17 protein-coding genes are annotated in these 17,552 nt (G+C 58.4%); 3 read left to right on the top strand and 14 right to left on the bottom strand.

From position 1 onward, the window contains the following. Positions 1 to 131: 131 nt before the first annotated feature. Positions 132 to 362: a hypothetical protein gene (locus tag FLZ89_RS13230; protein WP_141264707.1), complete on the bottom strand. Its 231-nt coding sequence runs from the start codon at positions 360 to 362 to the stop codon at positions 132 to 134. Between the two features lie 15 nt (positions 363 to 377). Next, on the bottom strand, positions 378 to 671 hold the full coding sequence (locus FLZ89_RS13225; protein ID WP_141305142.1) for a hypothetical protein: 294 nt from the start codon (positions 669 to 671) through the stop codon (positions 378 to 380). 136 nt (positions 672 to 807) lie between these two features. On the opposite strand from FLZ89_RS13225, the gene FLZ89_RS13220 reads away from it, so the two are divergent. From FLZ89_RS13220 to FLZ89_RS13210, 3 genes are read left to right on the top strand one after another with little or no spacing between them, the layout of a single operon-like run. Then, a complete protein-coding gene (locus FLZ89_RS13220; protein ID WP_141264709.1) occupies positions 808 to 1,542 on the top strand; it encodes an AzlC family ABC transporter permease in 735 nt (244 codons plus the stop codon). Then, positions 1,524 to 1,835, top strand: a complete 312-nt coding sequence (locus FLZ89_RS13215) for an AzlD domain-containing protein (RefSeq protein ID WP_141264710.1) — start codon at positions 1,524 to 1,526, stop codon at positions 1,833 to 1,835. Before FLZ89_RS13220 ends, FLZ89_RS13215 begins: the two co-directional genes overlap by 19 nt. Before the next feature lie 16 nt (positions 1,836 to 1,851). Next, entirely contained in the window at positions 1,852 to 3,840 is a 1,989-nt protein-coding gene (locus FLZ89_RS13210) for a molybdopterin oxidoreductase family protein (RefSeq protein ID WP_141305141.1), read from the top strand. Between the two features lie 200 nt (positions 3,841 to 4,040). On the opposite strand, the gene hemL is transcribed toward FLZ89_RS13210, so the two are convergent. The 12 genes from hemL to FLZ89_RS13150 all read right to left on the bottom strand — a co-directional run bounded on the left by hemL (position 4,041) and on the right by FLZ89_RS13150 (position 17,507). Further along, positions 4,041 to 5,339, bottom strand: coding sequence for a glutamate-1-semialdehyde 2,1-aminomutase (hemL, locus tag FLZ89_RS13205; protein ID WP_141305140.1), 1,299 nt, complete (start codon positions 5,337 to 5,339; stop codon positions 4,041 to 4,043). A gap of 18 nt (positions 5,340 to 5,357) precedes the next feature. After that, on the bottom strand, positions 5,358 to 5,858 hold the full coding sequence (locus FLZ89_RS13200) for a siroheme decarboxylase subunit beta (protein WP_141264713.1): 501 nt from the start codon (positions 5,856 to 5,858) through the stop codon (positions 5,358 to 5,360). A gap of 2 nt (positions 5,859 to 5,860) precedes the next feature. After that, the gene (gene ahbA, locus FLZ89_RS13195) at positions 5,861 to 6,319 is read right to left on the bottom strand and encodes a siroheme decarboxylase subunit alpha (protein WP_141305139.1); all 459 of its coding nucleotides are present in this window, start codon (positions 6,317 to 6,319) and stop codon (positions 5,861 to 5,863) included. Next, positions 6,312 to 7,313 (bottom strand): putative heme d1 biosynthesis radical SAM protein NirJ2, encoded by a 1,002-nt coding sequence (gene nirJ2 / locus FLZ89_RS13190; RefSeq protein WP_141305138.1) that lies wholly within the window; start codon positions 7,311 to 7,313, stop codon positions 6,312 to 6,314. Before nirJ2 ends, ahbA begins: the two co-directional genes overlap by 8 nt. Beyond that, positions 7,313 to 8,287, bottom strand: coding sequence for a porphobilinogen synthase (hemB, locus tag FLZ89_RS13185; RefSeq protein WP_141264716.1), 975 nt, complete (start codon positions 8,285 to 8,287; stop codon positions 7,313 to 7,315). The genes nirJ2 and hemB overlap by 1 nt, the downstream gene beginning before the upstream one ends. 74 nt (positions 8,288 to 8,361) lie before the next feature. Next, complete coding sequence (locus tag FLZ89_RS13180; protein ID WP_172613731.1) at positions 8,362 to 9,534, bottom strand: radical SAM/SPASM domain-containing protein; 1,173 nt, start codon at positions 9,532 to 9,534, stop codon at positions 8,362 to 8,364. Continuing rightward, positions 9,531 to 11,066 (bottom strand): uroporphyrinogen-III C-methyltransferase, encoded by a 1,536-nt coding sequence (gene cobA, locus FLZ89_RS13175; protein WP_141305344.1) that lies wholly within the window; start codon positions 11,064 to 11,066, stop codon positions 9,531 to 9,533. The genes FLZ89_RS13180 and cobA overlap by 4 nt, the downstream gene beginning before the upstream one ends. Next, entirely contained in the window at positions 11,053 to 11,994 is a 942-nt protein-coding gene (gene hemC, locus FLZ89_RS13170) for a hydroxymethylbilane synthase (protein WP_141305136.1), read from the bottom strand. The genes cobA and hemC overlap by 14 nt, the downstream gene beginning before the upstream one ends. Positions 11,995 to 11,998: 4 nt before the next feature. After that, positions 11,999 to 13,321 (bottom strand): glutamyl-tRNA reductase, encoded by a 1,323-nt coding sequence (gene hemA, locus FLZ89_RS13165; RefSeq protein WP_141305135.1) that lies wholly within the window; start codon positions 13,319 to 13,321, stop codon positions 11,999 to 12,001. Then, the gene (locus tag FLZ89_RS13160; RefSeq protein ID WP_141305134.1) at positions 13,297 to 13,941 is read right to left on the bottom strand and encodes a precorrin-2 dehydrogenase/sirohydrochlorin ferrochelatase family protein; all 645 of its coding nucleotides are present in this window, start codon (positions 13,939 to 13,941) and stop codon (positions 13,297 to 13,299) included. Before FLZ89_RS13160 ends, hemA begins: the two co-directional genes overlap by 25 nt. After that, positions 13,941 to 14,909 (bottom strand): polyprenyl synthetase family protein, encoded by a 969-nt coding sequence (locus FLZ89_RS13155; RefSeq protein ID WP_141305133.1) that lies wholly within the window; start codon positions 14,907 to 14,909, stop codon positions 13,941 to 13,943. Before FLZ89_RS13155 ends, FLZ89_RS13160 begins: the two co-directional genes overlap by 1 nt. A gap of 81 nt (positions 14,910 to 14,990) precedes the next feature. Then, on the bottom strand, positions 14,991 to 17,507 hold the full coding sequence (locus tag FLZ89_RS13150; RefSeq protein ID WP_141305132.1) for an O-antigen ligase family protein: 2,517 nt from the start codon (positions 17,505 to 17,507) through the stop codon (positions 14,991 to 14,993). Positions 17,508 to 17,552 lie beyond the last annotated feature (45 nt).

Raw genomic sequence — 17,552 nt, 5'->3', positions numbered from 1 at the left:
CCAAAAATTCGCCCTGTCCGGATAAAATCCTCCTTTTCACCGGTAAAAGTCGCCTTTTCCTGTCGCAATCAGCCATGCCCGGAAACAGCAAAAATTTACCCGGATGTTTAAACCCGGGTCACTGTCACTCTCTATTTATTTCCTTCCTCGGCAAAGCCGCTATAGGGGTCAGAATAGCCTGGCGTACTGCCGTACATCTGTAGTATCTTTTTGATATCATCCATTTCTTTCTTTTCTCGCTCCAGCATACTGTTAATTATTTGCTTGACTCCCTCCGGGGCTGTAGAGGCAATTTCCGGCCAGAGGGTCAGCTCTTCCTCATCGAGGCGCAGGACCTGGCGCAGTTTATCCAGCCAGTGCATAGTACTTTCTCCTTTCTATTTCTTTTCTTCCGCAGGTTTTTCACTGTAAGGGACAGGGTCATCATAGTAAGGCGGCCGGGGCGGTTTATAGGGTGGCGGGTAAGGCGGTTGATAGGGGGGTTCGTAGGCCATGACATGGGCCAGGTGATGGTTCCAGAACATGGCTTCTTCTACTTCACCCAGGATGTGGTTTAACAGGGTATGCCGGATACCAAAGGAAGGTGCTGAGGCCGCTGCTTCAGCCAGCAGCCTGATTTCTTCTAGGTCGATTTCCAAGGCTCTCCTGGTTTTATGATGAGAACCGTTCATGATATTACTCCTTCCATAAAAAGTATTTTCTATAATAAATTATGCTAACGTTTACCAGGATGTTATTGGCAGCAGGTTTTCTAATTGCACCAGCGGGGGAAGTGTTATAAAATCATTGCGGAGAGGAGATTTATTGATGCAACCTCAAGATGAAGTTTTTCGTAGCCAAGCCGCTGTTCCTGTACCTGTTTCCTCCCTTTTGTGGCAGGGCGTCCGGGCGGCCCTGCCCATCGTCCTCGGCTATTTACCCCTCGGCTTTGCCTACGGTGTCCTGGCCCGGGAGGCGGGCTTTAACCTCTGGGAAACAGTACTCATGTCGGTGCTGCTCTATGCCGGCTCCGGCCAGTTTATTGCCGTCAGCATGTTTGGCAGCGGCGTGGCAGCGGCCGCCATTATTTTCACCGTCTTCCTGGTAAACTTACGCCACCTGCTTTTCAGCGCCTCCCTGGTACCTCATTTGCGGCGTTTTCGGCCGGGGGCCCTGGCCCTGCTGGCAGCGGAAATCACCGATGAGACCTTTGCCGTGGCCATCAATCACTACAGCAACCACGAGGCCCATCTTCCCTATCATTTCGGCCTCAACCTGGCGGCCCATTTTTCCTGGGTGCTGGCTTCGCTGCTGGGCGGGCTGGCGGGTAATTTGATGGGGGACCCGGCCCGCTTCGGCTTCAATTTTGCCCTGCCGGCCATGTTCATCATCCTGCTTGTCATGCAGTTAAAGGATAAGAAGACCATCATAGTTGCTACCCTGGCGGCCTTATTTTCGGTAGTTTTTGCCCTCCTCTGGCCCGGCAGCTGGAACATCATCCTGGCAACGGTCATAGCCGCCACCCTGGGAGTGATCTTAGAGCCATGGACAGGCAAATTTTAATTATTATCCTCGGCACCGCCGTGGTAACCTACTTGCCCCGGATGCTTCCCCTGGTAGTCTTAAGCCGGGTCCGGTTACCGGAGGTTTTTTTACGCTGGTTGAGTTATGTTCCGGCGGCGGTCCTGGCTGCCCTGCTGGTGCCGGGACTACTGTTACCTGATGGCAAGTTATCGTTAGCCGCCAACCCCTACCTGCTGGCGGCTATCCCCACAGGTATCGTAGCCCTGAAGACCCGCAGCATGGCTCTGACCATTTTAACCGGTATGGTAGCAATGGTTCTGATCCAGCAATGAAAGGAAGATTTTAATTATGGCCACCTATCGTTCCGTCTGTCCCCTCGACTGCCCCGATGCCTGCGGCTTGCTCATTGAAGTTAATGAAGGCCGGGCGACTAAAGTCAGCGGCGACCCGGAGCACCCTTACACGAGGGGATATACTTGCGCCAAAATGCGCTATTACCCGGAGCTTATTCACTCTCCGGAACGGGTCCTGACACCTTTAAAGCGGAGCGGCCCTAAGGGAAGCGGCCTTTTTACGCCCATTTCCTGGGCGGAAGCCCTGGAAACTATCGCCAGGCGCTGGCAGGAAATTATAGCTACCTATGGTGCCGAAGCCATTCTCCCTTATTCCTATGCCGGCGTCATGGGGTTGCTTCAGCGCAATGCCGGCCATGCCTTTTTCCACCGTCTGGGAGCTTCCGAACTCCAGCGGACTATCTGCTCACCAGCCGCCGAGGCCGGCTGGCAGCAGGTTCTAGGCCACACCTGGGGTAGCGATCCGGAGACGGTTGTTAACGCGGACCTGGTAATCATTTGGGGCATGAATCCGGCCTCTACCAGCATCCATTTCCTCTCCTTGGTGCAGCAGGCCCGGCAGAAGGGCGCCCGGTTGATTGTTATCGATGCTTACCGTACCCGGACGGCTGCCGTGGCCGATGAGGTCATCCTGGTTCGACCTGGCAGCGATGCCGCCCTGGCTCTGGGCGTCATGCACGTGCTGGTGGCGGAAGGACTGGTCGATAGCGGCTTTATATCCGCCCACGTTTCCGGCTATGAGGAACTTCGCGCTAAAGTCCTGCCCGATTATCCTCCGGAAAAGGTGGCCGCTATCACCGGTGTACCGGCTGCAACGATTATTAACCTGGCCCGGGCCTACGGCCGGGCCAGGGCGCCCTTTATCCGCATCGGCTACGGCTTTTCCCGTCACCGCCAGGGCGGTATGGCCGTCCGGTTCATTGCCTCCCTGCCGGCCCTGGTAGGAGCCTATGCTAAGCCTGGGGGCGGTGCCTTGCAGAGTTCCGGGACCGGCAGCGCTGTCAAGCTGGATGTCCTGACCCGGCCTGACCTGCGGCAGCGGCCGGTGCGGGCTATAAATATGGTCCGGCTGGGCCGGGCTTTAACAGAGGCGCTGGAACCACCGGTGATGAGCCTTTACGTTTATCACGGCAATCCAGCCACAGTGGCTCCCGACCAGAACCGCGTCCTGGCGGGTTTAAGGCGGGAGGATCTCTTTACCGTGGTCCACGAGCGCTTCCTGACAGATACGGCCCTCTACGCCGACATCATCCTGCCGGCCACCTTTTCTATAGAACAGGAAGATCTCTACCGCAGCTACGGCCACTATTACCTCCAGCGCAGCCCGGCGATACTACCACCCCCGGGTGAGGCGAAGAGCAACTGGCAGACCTTTTGCCTCCTGGCCCAAGCCCTGGGCTTTAACGAAGATATTTTCCGGCGCTCCGAGAGGGAAATGGTCGAGCTTTTAATCCAGGAGATTCCCTTGGAACAGGAAGACAGGAAAGCCCTGTTTGCCGGCAGGGCTGTTAAACTAAAGCCGGCGCGGGGATTTGCCACCCCTTCAGGTAAAATCGAACTTATGGCTGCCGGGGCCAAACTACCCGGATACGAGCCGCCGGGCGATCATGAGCTGAACAGACTTTATCCTTTCCATCTCCTCACGGCCCCGGCCCATTTTGCCCTCAACTCCAATTTCGGGCAGCTACCTTCCCTGCGGGAACGGGAAGGGGGCCCTCAGGTCCTCGTCAACCCTGATGACTGCCGTAAAAAAGGCCTGGTGGATGGCACCCTGGCTGAGGTTTATAACCAGCGCGGCTCCTGTCTCCTTAAGGTGCGGGCCAGCAGCGACGTTCCTCCGGGTGTCGCCGTGGCTCCCGGAGTCTGGTGGTGCCGGCATTCCCCCGGCGGACGCAACATTAACAGCGTTATTGGCGACGATTTAACCGACCTGGGTGAAGGCAGCACCTTTTACGACCACCGGGTCGATATCCGGCCGTTATAACTGGTAACCGGTGACAACCCCGAAAAACCGGCAGGGCCTTGAACGTCGTTGCTCAAGGCCCTGCCGGCTCAAGGAGGTCTTTGAAGAAGTGAGTGTGTATTCCTATTATAACCTTCCAGGCTAATAATATACATGGTTACCAAAAATTTTGAGGATGTTCTGGCGTCACCATGGAAAGTTAAAGGTTTATAATCCCATTTTTAGGCCGCGATCTCCCGGAAGGCTTCCCGGGCGGCTTCTATGGTCCGGTCAATATCGGCCTCCGTGTGGGCCAGGGACATGAAGGCGGCTTCAAACTGGGACGGCGCCAGGTAAATCCCCCGGCGTAGCATGGCCTGGAAGTAGGCGGCGAAGGTCTTTGTGTCGCTGGCCGTGGCCGTAGTATAATCGATCACCGGGCCGGGGGTAAAGAAGGCGGTGAACATGGCTCCCACCCGGTTAAAGGTAACGGGTACGCCGGCCTCACCGGCAGCTTCCTTGAGGCCCTTTTCCAGGCGGGCCGAGAGGCTTTCCAGGCGCTCATAGACCCCGGGTTCCTTGAGGACCTTCAAAGTTGTCAGGCCGGCGCTGACGGCCAGGGGGTTGCCGGACAGGGTCCCGGCCTGGTAGACCGGCCCCACCGGAGCCACCATGGCCATAATCTCCCGTCGGCCGCCGTAGGCTCCCACCGGCAGGCCGCCGCCGATGATTTTACCCAGGCAGGTAAGGTCAGGCCGGACGCCAAAGCGGCTCTGGGCACCGCCGTAGGCTACCCGGAAACCGGTCATGACTTCATCAAAAATTAACAGGCTTCCATAGTGTTTTGTTATGGCCCGCAGGCCCTCCAGGAACCCCGGTTGCGGCGGGACACAGCCCATATTGCCGGCCACAGGTTCGACAATGACGGCGGCAATCTCTTCACCAGCCTGCTTAAAGACAGCCTCCACGGCATCCAGATTGTTATAAGGGGCAACGATGGTATTGGCGGCTGTGGCGGCCGGGACGCCGGGGCTGTTGGGGACGCCGAAGGTCAGGGCCCCGGACCCGGCCTGGATCAAAAAGTAATCGGCATGGCCGTGGTAACAACCGGCAAATTTAACGACTTTCTCCCGGCCGGTATAACCGCGGGCCAGGCGGATGGCGCTCATGGTCGCCTCCGTACCCGAATTGACCAGGCGCACCATCTCAATGGAAGGAACGGCGGCGGTGATTTCCCGGGCCAGTTCATTTTCCAGTTCGGTAGGAGCGCCAAAGCTGGTGCCCATGTCATGCAGGGTGTTTTCCAGGGCGGCCATAACCTCCGGGTGGCGGTGACCCAGGATGAGGGGGCCCCAGGAGGCGACATAGTCGATATACCGGTTACCGTCAATGTCATAGATATAGGCTCCTTCGCCTCGCTGGATAAAGGGCGGCGTCAGGCCGACGGCTTTAAAGGCCCGAACGGGGCTGTTCACCCCGCCGGGCATGAGTTTAACAGCCTCGGCGTAGGCAGCTGCTGATCTGGGCCAGGCTTCGATCACCGGGTACTTCCTCCTTTTCTATTCCCGACACTCGGGGGGTTCCTGAATAAAATACTGCATGCTCTCTTTTTTCAGCTCGGCCGTGCTGAAAATAAGGCGGTAATTATTATGGCCGATGGCCGCCGCCAGGCGGGCCGCCAGTTTCTCGCAGGCCTCCCTGGTGCGGCAGTGAATGACAGCATACAGGTTATAGGGCCATTCGGGATGTTGCCGGCGCTGGTAACAGTGGGTTACTTCCGGGAAAGTGGCCAGTTTTTCCCCTGCCCTTTTTAATTCTTCCGGCGGCAGCTGCCAGACGACCATGGCGTTGGCAGTTATACCGGCTTCCCGGTGGCGCAGGGCGGCACCGAAGCGGCGGATTATACCCTCGGCCTGAAGGCGGCGGATGTGCCCCAGGACTTCAGCTTCGCTGAGGCCCAGCCTTTGAGCCACCGGTAAAAAAGGACGGGAAATTAGGGGGATATCGCCCTGAAGCAGGCGCACCAGTTCCTTTTCCAGGTCGGTTAAAGGACGTGGCAATTTTACGGGCTCCCTTCTTCCAGGTTAAAGTTTACCCGGATCTTGTAAGATTTTTCTGCCGGGAGCTCCAGCACCGGCAGGCCGGTCCTGGCTTCTATACTGGCCATGACCTTTTCCAGCTGGCGGCGGCAGGGGCCGATAAGGGTAAACCACATGTTATAAGCATCTTCCCGCAGGTAATTGTGGGTAACTCCCGGAAAGCTATTAACTACTGCCGCTACTTCCGCCAGGCGCTCTTCAGGGACCTGCATGGCGCAGAGGGTGCTGGTATAACCCAGTCGCCGCAGGTCAAAGACGGCGCCGATGCGGCGAATGATCCCTTCTTCTTTTAATTTAGCCAGGCGTTCCAGGACTTCCTTTTCCGTGAGACCCAAACGCCGGCCCAGTTCGGCGTAGGGCTCTTCCGTCAGGGGGAAATTTTCCTGGATCATATTTAATAAACGGCGGTCAAGGTTATCCAACCTCCATCCCCTTCCGGCCCTGGTAGAGACACCAGGGCTCTTCAGCCATATAGTCGCCGTGGTAATACCAGGCCCGCGCGCGGCAACCGCCGCAGATCTTCTTGTAGCCGCAGCGGCCGCAGCTACCGCCGTAGCTTTCCGTGCGTAAAGTACGGAAAACCTCACTCTCCTGCCAGAGACGGCTAAAGGGCGTTTCCCGGACATTGCCCACGGGCAGATTCAGGTAGGCACAGGGCTGGACGTCTCCCCGGGGACTGACGATGCAGTAGGCAATGCCGGCCAGGCAGCCGCGGCTGTAGCGGACGGGAATTCCCATTTCCCTGGCAATGCGCATAAACTGGGGCGCGCAGGTGGGTTTTAATTCAATATTTACCTGCTGCTGCTTTTGTAAGATGCGCTTTAAGGTTCTCTCATATGCCTCGGCCCGTAAGGATTCCGCTTCGATGCTCGCCGCCCGGCCGGTAGGCACCAGGAAAAAGAAATGGTGAGCCCTCGCGCCAAGATCCACCGCCAGGTCAGTCAGTTTTTCCAGCTCGTCCTGGTTCCAGTCAAAGACGGTGGTATGCACCTGGAAGGACAAACCCGCCTCCCGGCAGGCCGCCATACCGGCCAGGGCTTCCTGCCAGGCCCCATCCTTTTGCCGCAGGCGGTCATGGCGGGCGGGGTCGCAGCTATCCAGGGAAATGCCTATGGCCAGCGCCCCGGCCTTTTTCAATTCCCGGGCCAGGTCAGGGGTGAGCAGGGTGCCGTTGCTCCCCAGGACTGCCCTTAAACCGCGCGCCGCAGCATAAGCTATCAATTCCAGCAAGTCGGGCCTTAACAGGGGTTCGCCGCCGCTGAAGATCATAATCCGGAAACCGGCTTTAACGGCTTCATCGATTAGATTTTTTGCTTCCGCCGTACTTAATTCATCCCCAACTTTAGCGCCGGCGTCCCGGTAGCAGTGGTCGCAGTAAAGGTTGCACTGGTTGGTGGTGTTCCATGATAAGAGCATTATTTAAGCCACCTTGCTACATCCAGAGCATAATAGGTGATAATGAGATCGGCACCGGCCCTCTTGATGGCCGTCAGGCTTTCCAGCACGGTTCTTTCCTCGTCCAACCAGCCATTGGCAGCGGCGGCTTTGAGCATGGCATACTCGCCGCTGACCTGGTAGGCTACCAGGGGGGTGTTGAAGGTGTCTTTAACCCGGCGGATGATATCCAGGTACGGGAGGGCCGGTTTGACCATGATCATATCGGCGCCTTCCTGGAGGTCCAGTTCCACTTCCCGCAGGGCTTCGTCGCTGTTGGCCGGGTCCATCTGGTAGCTGCGGCGGTCGCCGAACCGGGGCGCCGAAGCGGCGGCTTCCCGGAAAGGACCGTAGAAAGCCGAAGCGAACTTGGCCGCGTAGGCCAGGATAGGTGTGTGGGTAAAGCCTTCTTTATCCAGAAGGCGGCGGATGGCCCCCACCCGACCGTCCATCATATCCGAGGGAGCTACGATATCGGCCCCGGCCTCCACATGGGAGAGAGCTGTTTTGGCGATAAGCTCTAAGGTAGGATCGTTTAAAACCTGGCCGTCATCCACCAGGCCGCAGTGGCCGTGGCTGGTATACTCGCACAGGCAGACGTCGGTAATGACCAGGAGTTCCGGATAAGCGCCCTTTAAGGCCCGCACGGCTTCCTGGACAATACCCCGGGGGTCATAAGCCCCGGAGCCCATCTCATCTTTTACCGCCGGGATGCCAAAGAGGAGGACGGCCGGGATACCGGCAGCGACTACGCCAGCGGCTTCTTTGACCAGGTTGTCGATGGAAAGCTGGTAAACGCCGGGCATAGAAGGAACCGGGTTTTTTATCCCCTGGCCGTGGATGACGAAAAAGGGATAAATGAGGTCGTTGATGTTAATTTCCGTTTCCCGGACCATGGCCCGCAAGGTTTCATTCTGCCGCAGGCGTCGCGGCCGGCGCACGGGAAAACCGGACATGGCAACTCACCTCCGAAGTGTCAGTAGTATGATCTAGCCTCACTGCCCAGGAGAGGTCCAGTTATAGTTAACTATTATCCTGAGATTTCCGCATCAGTCAAATAGCAGGCAGGGTCGGATTCCCAGAAGTCGCCGGTCAGGCTCTCCGCCCGGGCACGGCAGTTGCCGTTACAGAGGTCCAGCCAGGCGCAAGTTGAACAGCGGCCTTTGAGCAGGGGCTTGCGGTCCCGCAGGGCCTTCAAAAGGGGATGGCTTACATCCGTCCAGATTTCACCAAAGGGCCGTTCCCGGACATTCCCCAGGGTGTGGTGCGTGGTAAACTGGTCGGGGTGGACGTTACCGGCCCAGTCGACGGCACCGATGGCGATGCCGCTGCGGTTACCCCCGTTCAGGCGCAATAACTCAAGGACGGCCGCCGCCCGCTCCGGGTCCTGGCGCCGCAGTTTTAAATAAAGGTAAACGCCGTCGGCATGGTTATCGACGGTTAAGATTTCTACTTCCCGGCCCTGTTCCTTCAGGCGCCGGGTTGCTTCGATAAGCAAATCCATGGCAGCGCGGCTTTCTTCGTGGCTCAGGTCTTCCCCGGCAAGCTCACTGCCCCGGCCGCTGTAAACCAGGTGATAAAAACAGGCCCGGGGAATGTTCTCTTCCCGGATGAGGTAAAATATTTCTTCCAGCTGGTCAACGTTGAGCCGGCTGATGGTAAAGCGCAGGCCCACCCGCTGGTCGACAGCCAGGCAATTACGGATACCTTCCAGGGCCGCCGCAAAGGCTCCTTTTTGCCCCCGGAAGGCATCATGCCTCTCCTCCACGCCGTCCAGGCTGATTCCTACATAGCTGATACCGATCTTCTTCAACTCCCTGGCGGTGCTGCGGTCAATGAGGGTACCGTTGGTGGACAGGGTAACCCGCAGGCCTTTCTTAACAGCAGCGGCCATGAGATCAAAGATATCCTGCCGCACCAGGGGTTCACCTCCGGACAGGAGAAGGACAGGCACGCGGAAGGCCGCCAGCTGCTCCAGAAAATCCCGGGCGGCCAGGGTATCCATCTCCTCCCCGCCCGCGACAGGTCCGGCTGCGGCATAGCAATGGCGGCACTTCAGGTTGCAGGCCCGGGTGCAGTTCCAGACCACTACCGGCCCGCTGTCCCGGCGCGCCCCTGCTGCCGCTCCAAAGGCGGCCTGGCTGTAGCGCAACGTATCACCGAAATAACTATCGTTAAAAAGCAGTTTGGTAAGGCTGATCAGTTCTCCTCACCTGCCTTCCGGCCGGCGTAATAGTCCACCATGGCCTGGATCAGGCCTGCTTCCGTATATTCCCCGGCCGTAGCTGTTACCGATAGCCCCGCTTCCCTGGCTGTAGCCGCTGTAATGGGCCCGAGGCAAAAAACGTCGACGCCCTCCATCAAGACGTTAGCTTTATCCCCCAGTAGTTCAAGGAAAGATTTAACTGTTGAGGAACTGGTAAAAGTAACGGCCGCTACTTTCCCGGCAGCCAGCAGTTCCCGCAAAGTGTCAGCTTCGCTCGCCATTTTAACCGTACGGTAAATAGCTACCTCCGTCACTTCTGCCCCCTGACGGCGGAGATCTTCAGCCAGGAAGGGACGGGCAATATCGGCTCGCGGCAGGAGCACGCGCCGGCCGTGAAGTAATGGTCCCAGCCCGGCAGCCACCGCTTCGGCCACATATTCCCCCGGCTGCCAGTCGGGGTTTAAACCCCGCTCTTGCAGGGTCCTGGCCGTCGCCGGGCCGATGGCGGCGATTTTTATCCCGGCCAGGATGCGGATGTCAAGCTGCCTTTCCTGCAAACGCCGGCAAAAATAACGAACTCCGTTGGCACTGGTAAAGATTATCCACTCGAAATCTTTAATCCTGGCCAGGGCTGCATCTACAGGACCCCAGTCGATTGGCGGCCGGATTTCAATGGCCGGGAAGACCAGTACTTCGGCCCCCAGTTCGGCCAGCCGCCGGGCCATTGCTTCTGCCTGGGCCCGGGGACGGGTAATTACTACTCGCCGGCCGAAGAGGGGTTTACCTTCCAGCCAGGCCAGGGTAGAGCGCAAGGTGACCACCTGGCCGACGACGATAATGGCCGGGTTGCTGAAGCCGGCCTCCTGGGCTCTGGCCTCAATATCGGCCAGGGTACCGGTCAGGGTCTCCTGCTCGGCCCTGGTTCCCCAGCGGATGAGGGCCACCGGGGTGGATGGATCACGGCCACATGCCAGCAGCCGGCTGACAATGGTGGCCAGGTTGGCCATGCCCATGAGGAATACCAGGGTATCGACGGCCCCGGCCAGTCCTTCCCAGTTTATGGCACGACTTTCTTTTCCCGGGTCCTCATTGCCGGTAATGAAGGCCACCGTTGAAGCCAAGCCGCGGTGGGTCACCGGGATGCCGGCGTAGGCCGGTACGGCGATGGCCGCCGTGACGCCGGGTACGACTTCAAAGGGTATGCCGGCGGCCTTGAGGGCCAGGGCTTCTTCCCCACCGCGGCCAAAGACAAAGGGATCACCCCCTTTTAAGCGCACCACCTGCTTACCCTGCCGGGCAAGATCTACCAGGAGTTCGTTGATTTCTTGCTGAGGCAGGGCATGGCGGTGGGGGGCTTTGCCGACGTAGATTTTTTCGGTGCCTTCCGGTGCATAATCCAGGAGGCCCGGGTTGATCAGGCGGTCATAGACCACCACGTCGGCCCGGGCCAGGCATTCCTGCCCCTTGATAGTTAATAAACCGGCGTCACCGGGGCCGGCACCGACCAGATATACCTTACCTGTGGGAATTGCCACTCTTCAGTCTTACCTCCTGTAAAATGGCCCCCGCGCCCCGGGCCAGTAATTTCCGGGCCAGTTCCTGCCCGGCGGCCTCCGGGTTGGCCGTGCTCCCGGAAGTAAAATCCCTTAACACCTGTCTGCCGTCCAGGCTGGCCACCATACCCCTGAGGACCAGGGCTTCCCCTTCCACGATAGCCAGGGCGCCTATGGGAACCTGGCAGCCTCCTTCCAGGGCGCGTAAATATGCCCTTTCGGCTCGCACGGCCGCTGCCGTGGGCGGATGGTTGATGGCGGCCACCAGCTGCGCGATTTGCTCATCCCCGGCCCGGATCTCGACGGCGATGGCCCCCTGCCCTACAGCCGGCAGGCAGATGTTATAGGGGATGGGTTCCCCCAGCAGGCGACCATGGTTTAACCTTTTCACCCCAGCGGCGGCCAGGACGATGGCCTCCAGCCCTTCCCGTTCCATTTTTGCCAGGCGGGTAGGGACATTCCCCCGCAGGTCCACCAGTTCCAGGTCGGGGCGGACATGGGCCAGCTGGGCCTTGCGCCTCAGGCTACTTGTCCCCACCCGGGCCCTGACCGGTAGAGTCGCCAGGGTATAGCCCGCCGGGGAGATGAGGACATCAGCCGGGTCTTCCCGTGGCCCCACGGCGCCGATAATCAGGCCTTCCGGCAAGCTGGTCGGCATATCCTTCATGCTGTGGACGGCCATATCGATAGCCCCGTCCAGAAGGGCCAGTTCCAGTTCCTTGGTAAAAAGGCCCTTATCGCCAATCCGCGCCAGGGCCACATCGAGGATCTTATCGCCCCTGGTTTTAAAGGTAACCAGGCGGCAGGTCAGATCCGGCCAGGCTTTTTCCAGGGCCTCAATGATCCAGCGAGCCTGCCAGCGGGCCAGTTCACTGTCCCTGGAGCCCACCTTTACTTCCCGCATTTTATTAACTTCCTCCTTCTACTACCGCCGTTTCTTTCCGGGACCTGGCCTCTTCCACAGGCAGGTTAAAAAGTTCGTGCAGGGCTTCGGCATATAAATGGCCCCGCGGCGTAAGGGCGGCCTTTTTTAAGTTTACGACAGCGTCGTGAAGGAGCTGGTTGACTATGGTGTTGGCCAGGGAGCCGATTATTTTTTTCTGCCTTGGTGTCAATTCTCCCAGCCGGTTGCAGGCCCGCTCCAATTCCTCCTTTTTAATGGCTTCCGCTTTTTCCTTTAAAGCAATAATGGTCGGCACCACATACAGGGAGCCCAGCCAGCGGAAAAAAGCATCGATTTCCTCAGTAATGATACCTTCCGCCTGCCGGGCGGCATGCTGCCGTTCCTCCAGATTGGCCAGGACCACCTGTTGCAGGTCGTCGATATCATACAGTTTCACCCCTGGCAGATCGCCGGCAGAGGGCTCAATATCCCGGGGCACGGCAATGTCAATGAGCATCAGGGGACTGTCCGGCCGCGCCGCCCGCGCCCGGGCCCGGGCTACCTGTTCCCGGTGAAGAATATAGTGGCTGGCCGCCGTACAGCTGATTACGATATCGGCCTGGGACAGGTAATCCTCCAGGGCGTCCAGGCGCACCGCCCGGCCGCCAATTTTAGCGGCCAGCTCTAAGGCTCGGTCATATGAACGATTGGAAACCAGGACTGTGGTCACGCCTTTATCTTTCAGGTAACGGGCGGCCAGGGTACTCATTTTACCTGCCCCGATTACCAGAACGGTCCGCCCCTGGAGGTTACCGTGAAAGACCTGGCGGGCCAGTTCTACAGCAGCGTAGCTGATGGATACCGTATTGCGGTCGATGCGTGTTTCCGTTCTTACCCTCTTGCCGACGGTAATGGCCTGCTGCCACAGGGTGTTGAGGATGTTATTAGTTGTTCCTGTTCCCCGGGCGATCTCGTAAGCTTCGGCCACCTGGGCCAAAACCTGGTCTTCGCCGAGAATCATGGAATCCAGCCCGCCAGCCACCCGGAACAGGTGGCGGACGGTATGGCGCGTATTCAGGGTGTAAAGATAGCCTTCTAGTTTTTTCAGGTCCATCCGCCAGGACTGGCCAAGGAAATTTTTACCCGCCCTGATCCCGGTTTCCTCCTGCTGGCAGGCCACATATATTTCCGTCCGGTTGCAGGTACTTAAAATCACGCAACCCTCAACGCCGGCCTCGGCTCGTAGCTGTTTCAGAGCCCCCGGCAAACTGTGGCGGGCAAAAGCAAGTTGTTCCCGGATTTCTACCGGCGCCGTGCGATGATTTAAACCGACGGCAACGACAAACACTGCTTCACCCGCTCCTTTGCTAAATCTTCTTTGCCCCGGGCTACCAGGCGAAATAATATCTCATCCCCGGCCAGCCGCCGCATTACTTCTTCCCGGCGTTTCTGGTCATGGGGCCAGGCCTTTTTAAGAAAAGGACGCAATTCTCCTAAAAAATTCAACCAGGGGCCGTATTCCGGTCCAATTTCAGCCTCCAGCTGTTTGCGTAACTGGCGGGCCAGGGCCGGACTTTTCCCTGCGGTAGTGATGGCTATTTGCAGATCCCCGCGCCTGACGATCGAAGGTACTATAAAGGTACACTTTTCCGGCGCATCGGCGACATTAACCCAGATACCGGCCTGCTGGCAGTCGGCAGCCACGCGGGCATTAAGGCCGGCGTCACCGGTGACGGCAAAAACCAGAGTCATCCCCCTGATATCGCCGGGCTGGTACTCACGCCGCCACCATACCAGCTGCCTGGCCAGGGCCAGGTCAGCCAGGACGCGCGTGACCTCTGGGCTTACAAGGGTAACCCTGGCACCTGCTTCCAGCAAATTTAAAATCTTACGCTCACCGACCTGCCCGCCGCCGACTACCAGGCAGGGACGGTTCGTTAACTCTACAGCAATAGAATAAAAGCCCATTATATACCACGCGTCCTTACAAAGTGCGTCAGGCCCATTAAAGTCTCCCGCGCCCGCCCTTCCGGCAGGAAAAGGGCGTGCTGCCTGGCCCGGGCCAGGTACCGCTCGGCCAGCCCCAGGGCATAATCAATACCACCACAATTTTTAATGAGGTCAATGACTTCTTGAATTTCCATGGCAGTTTTATCCCTTTTGGCCAGCAGGCAAACTAACTTTTGCTTTTTGGGAGAGAAGCGTATAGCATAGATGGCCGGCAGAGTAATAACTCCCTGGCGCAAATCGCTTCCTATAGGCTTACCCAGGCGTTCCGGGTCGGCCACCATATCCAAGACGTCATCGGTGATCTGGAAGGCCATCCCCAGGTTGCGGCCATAATGGTACAGGTGGCGGATAAGATCCTCCCTGGCCCCGGCAGCTATGGCCCCCAGCTGGCAGCTGGCGGCAATAAGCAAGGCCGTCTTGCGGTAAATACGTCTCAGGTAATCCCGCAAGGTAACCTCCAGGTCAAAGGCGCCGGCCAGCTGGTGCAGTTCCCCCTGGACCATCTTGACGCTGGTGGAAGCCAGGATCGAAGGGATACGGGGATCGTCATAGGTGGCCACCAGGAGCAGGGACCGGGCAAAAAGGTAATCCCCCGTATGCAAAGAAAGCTCCTGGCCCCAGCGGGCCCACACCGTCGGCCGCCCCCGCCGGATTGGCGAGGCATCGATAACATCGTCATGAACCAGGGTGGCCATATGAATCATTTCCAGGGCCACGGCCAGGGGCAGGACCCGTTCCAGGGGGGCACCGCAGCATTTGGCTGCCAGGATGGCAAAGGCTGGGCGCAATCTTTTTCCCCCCGCCTGGACCAGGTGCCGGGCTGCCTGGCTTAAAACCGGGTCGGGAGCATCCACCTGGCGCAATAATTCAGCCTCTACCTCTTGTAAATCAGCTTGTACCTCCTGCCAGAGGGGTAACTCTTTCATAATTACATTATACCACCTGTAACTTTTCTTGCCGAGTATTTTTCCTCCATACCAGATACTTACCCTTTAGAATATATCGTCCTATTTGGCAAGAACCGGCAGGTTTTTAAACTGGTCGAATTGTTTAGCCAGGCCGGCATTGGCCTTCTCTACCTGAGCCAGGAGCTGGTTGGCCCGGCCGGTATCTCCCTGGTGATAGGCGAGTATTGCCTGCCAGAGCTGGGCTTCAGCCTTTATTTTTGCATCTTTGGCTGCGGCGTTAAGATTGGTTGCTGCTTCCCTTTCCTGGCCCAAGAAATACTGGCCAATGGCTGCCCGGAGCTGGATGGCCGGGGTCAAAGCTACCCCGCCGTGCTGGTGCAGGTCTTTGAATTCTCCCAGGCTATCCACTTTTTCCTTCACGGCTGCCGGTAGGGCCGCTGCCTGCTGGAACATCAGCCGCGCCTTATCCTGCTGGCCGGCCCGAAGATAATTAATGCCAGCAGCAGTATAAGCTTGTCCCAGATTTTCCCAGCTGGCGCCCACCCAGGGAGCAACCTGCCGGGCGCGTTCCATGACCGCCAGGGCCTGCTCTACCTCACCATTCTGCCAGTAGACTTCGGCCAGGCGGTTTAAGACCGCCAGGTTATAGGGCTCTTTATTGCTGGCAGCCAGGGCCAGGGCCAGGGCTTCCTTAGTTTTCCCTTCCTTCAGGTAAATACCGGCAAGGTCACTGTTGTAGGCCGCCGTAAAGGGGTCATAACGGCTGGCTTCTTCCAGGTAAGCGGCCGTAGCCCGGAGGTTGTTGCGCTGCAGGGCAGCAGCCGCCTGGCGGGCGCTGGATACCCCGGCCAGGTAAGAAACGCTGAAAAGGACGATGACCAGGGTTGCCAGAGCCGCTCCTGTAACGCAGGCCCCCTGCTTATTTTTAAATACTGCCGCGGTCAGGGCCGGCTCCGGTCCCAGGCGCTGTCCTTCTATCCCCCTGGTCAGGCCGAAGCAGGCCCAGAGCATCATGGATACGGCTCCCAGGGCCAGGTCGAAATCAATGGCAGCATGCAGGCCGAGGTTCAAGGCAGCCATACCTATAGCCAGGGCCTGGAGGCGTTCTGTACCGCGGTAAGAACGGTAGTTACCCAGGGCAGTCAGCAGGAAAAACAGCCATACAATACCCAGTACAGCGATGCCCACCAGCCCGGTTTCTACGGCTACCTGGGCGTAATCGTTGTGCACCTGAGTGGAATTATAAAAGTAACTCTGGTACTGGCGGTAGGCTGCTTCCCAGCCACCACCGCCAAAGCCGAGGATGGGGCGTTCCCGGACCATCTTCAGCGCATCCTTCGTCCAGATCAGCCGTTCCCGGCTGCTCTTGGTCTCCAGGTTGATGTCCTGGAGGCGGGCCATAACCTGGGGCGGCAGGATGCGGGCCAGGAGACTGGCTGGTTGCCTGCCCCCTGCTACCGGAGTCACCGCCAGCTGGTGCTGGACCAGGAAAATACCGCCGCCAATGAGAAGGACCAGGGCGGCCACCACGGCTGCCATGCGCGCCCTGGGGGTCCGCAGGCTCCAGCCGGCTCCCTGGATAATTAGCTGGCCGGCAAGGGCCACCAGTAAGCCCAGGGCAAACCAGCTCCAGGCCGGGCCATAGGCTTTGGCTACAGCCAGGGGAATAAACCGGGCATTGCCTACCAGGGCGGCGGCGCCGCTGGTCACCAGGTGGGCCAGGGTATTCAGGCGGTAGCCTTTTGGCGCCAGCAGCCAGTAGAGGAAGATAACCAGGGGGAAAACGAGGTAAGCGCCCCGGGAGCCTGTCCCCAGGAAAACCATGAGCAACAGGTAGTTGGCCGCTGCGTATAAATACCGCTGGCGACTGCCGGATTGGGCCCAGAGGTAAAAACCGATGATACTACCGGCACCGACGTAACTGGCCAGGGCATTGGGGTACTGTAAAGTGGAGTAGAAACGCCCGCCCACGAAACCATCTTTAATATAAACAAGCTCCGTAGCCGTAAGCAAAGCCGCCAGAGCGGCTCCAACTGCGGCCAGGTAAAGGGCATGGAGCAGATAGAGGGTACGGCGCTGGCCGCCAAGGCGGGAAGTCAGCCAGAAGGTTAAAAAGTAAAGGAGGACCTTAGCTACTTCAGCTACGGCCAGGCTGCGACTGGCCGGCTTGATGGCGGCCAGGATATAAACTACTACCAGGGCCGCGGCTGCAAAATCCAGGGGCCGGTTAAGGAAGGATACTTCCCGGCGGGACAACTTCCACAGGTAAGTAAGGAAAAACAGGACGGCGGCAAACAGTAAGGTCCAGCGCTGCTCTACCGGGAAAAAGAGGCCACGAAAAAAAGGCGGGTAAAAGAGGAGCAACAACAGGCCGGCAAAGGCCAGAAGAAATAAAGTCTGGTTGCCCCCGGCCGGCCAGAAGGGCTCCCCGCTGCTGTTTTTTTCCCTGGCGCGGCGCCATGGGGTTACTCGCGTATTAGTATCAGGGTTATTTTCAGCGTTATTTACCGTTTGATTTTTTCCGCCTTTAATGGCACTTGTTAAGGGGATTACTTTGCCTTTTCTATGTGCTTTTTTTATATATGCTGCCCCTGTCTTTCTTTTACTCCGTGCCATGGCCAGACCCCTTTCAAGTCATGTCTACCTAAATTCATTCGCCGC

The sequence above is a fragment of the Moorella sp. E306M genome (assembly GCF_006538385.1).
In the GTDB taxonomy this organism is placed as follows: Bacteria; Bacillota; DSM-521; order Neomoorellales; family Neomoorellaceae; genus Neomoorella.
This window is presented reverse-complemented; position numbering and strand designations above follow the sequence as displayed.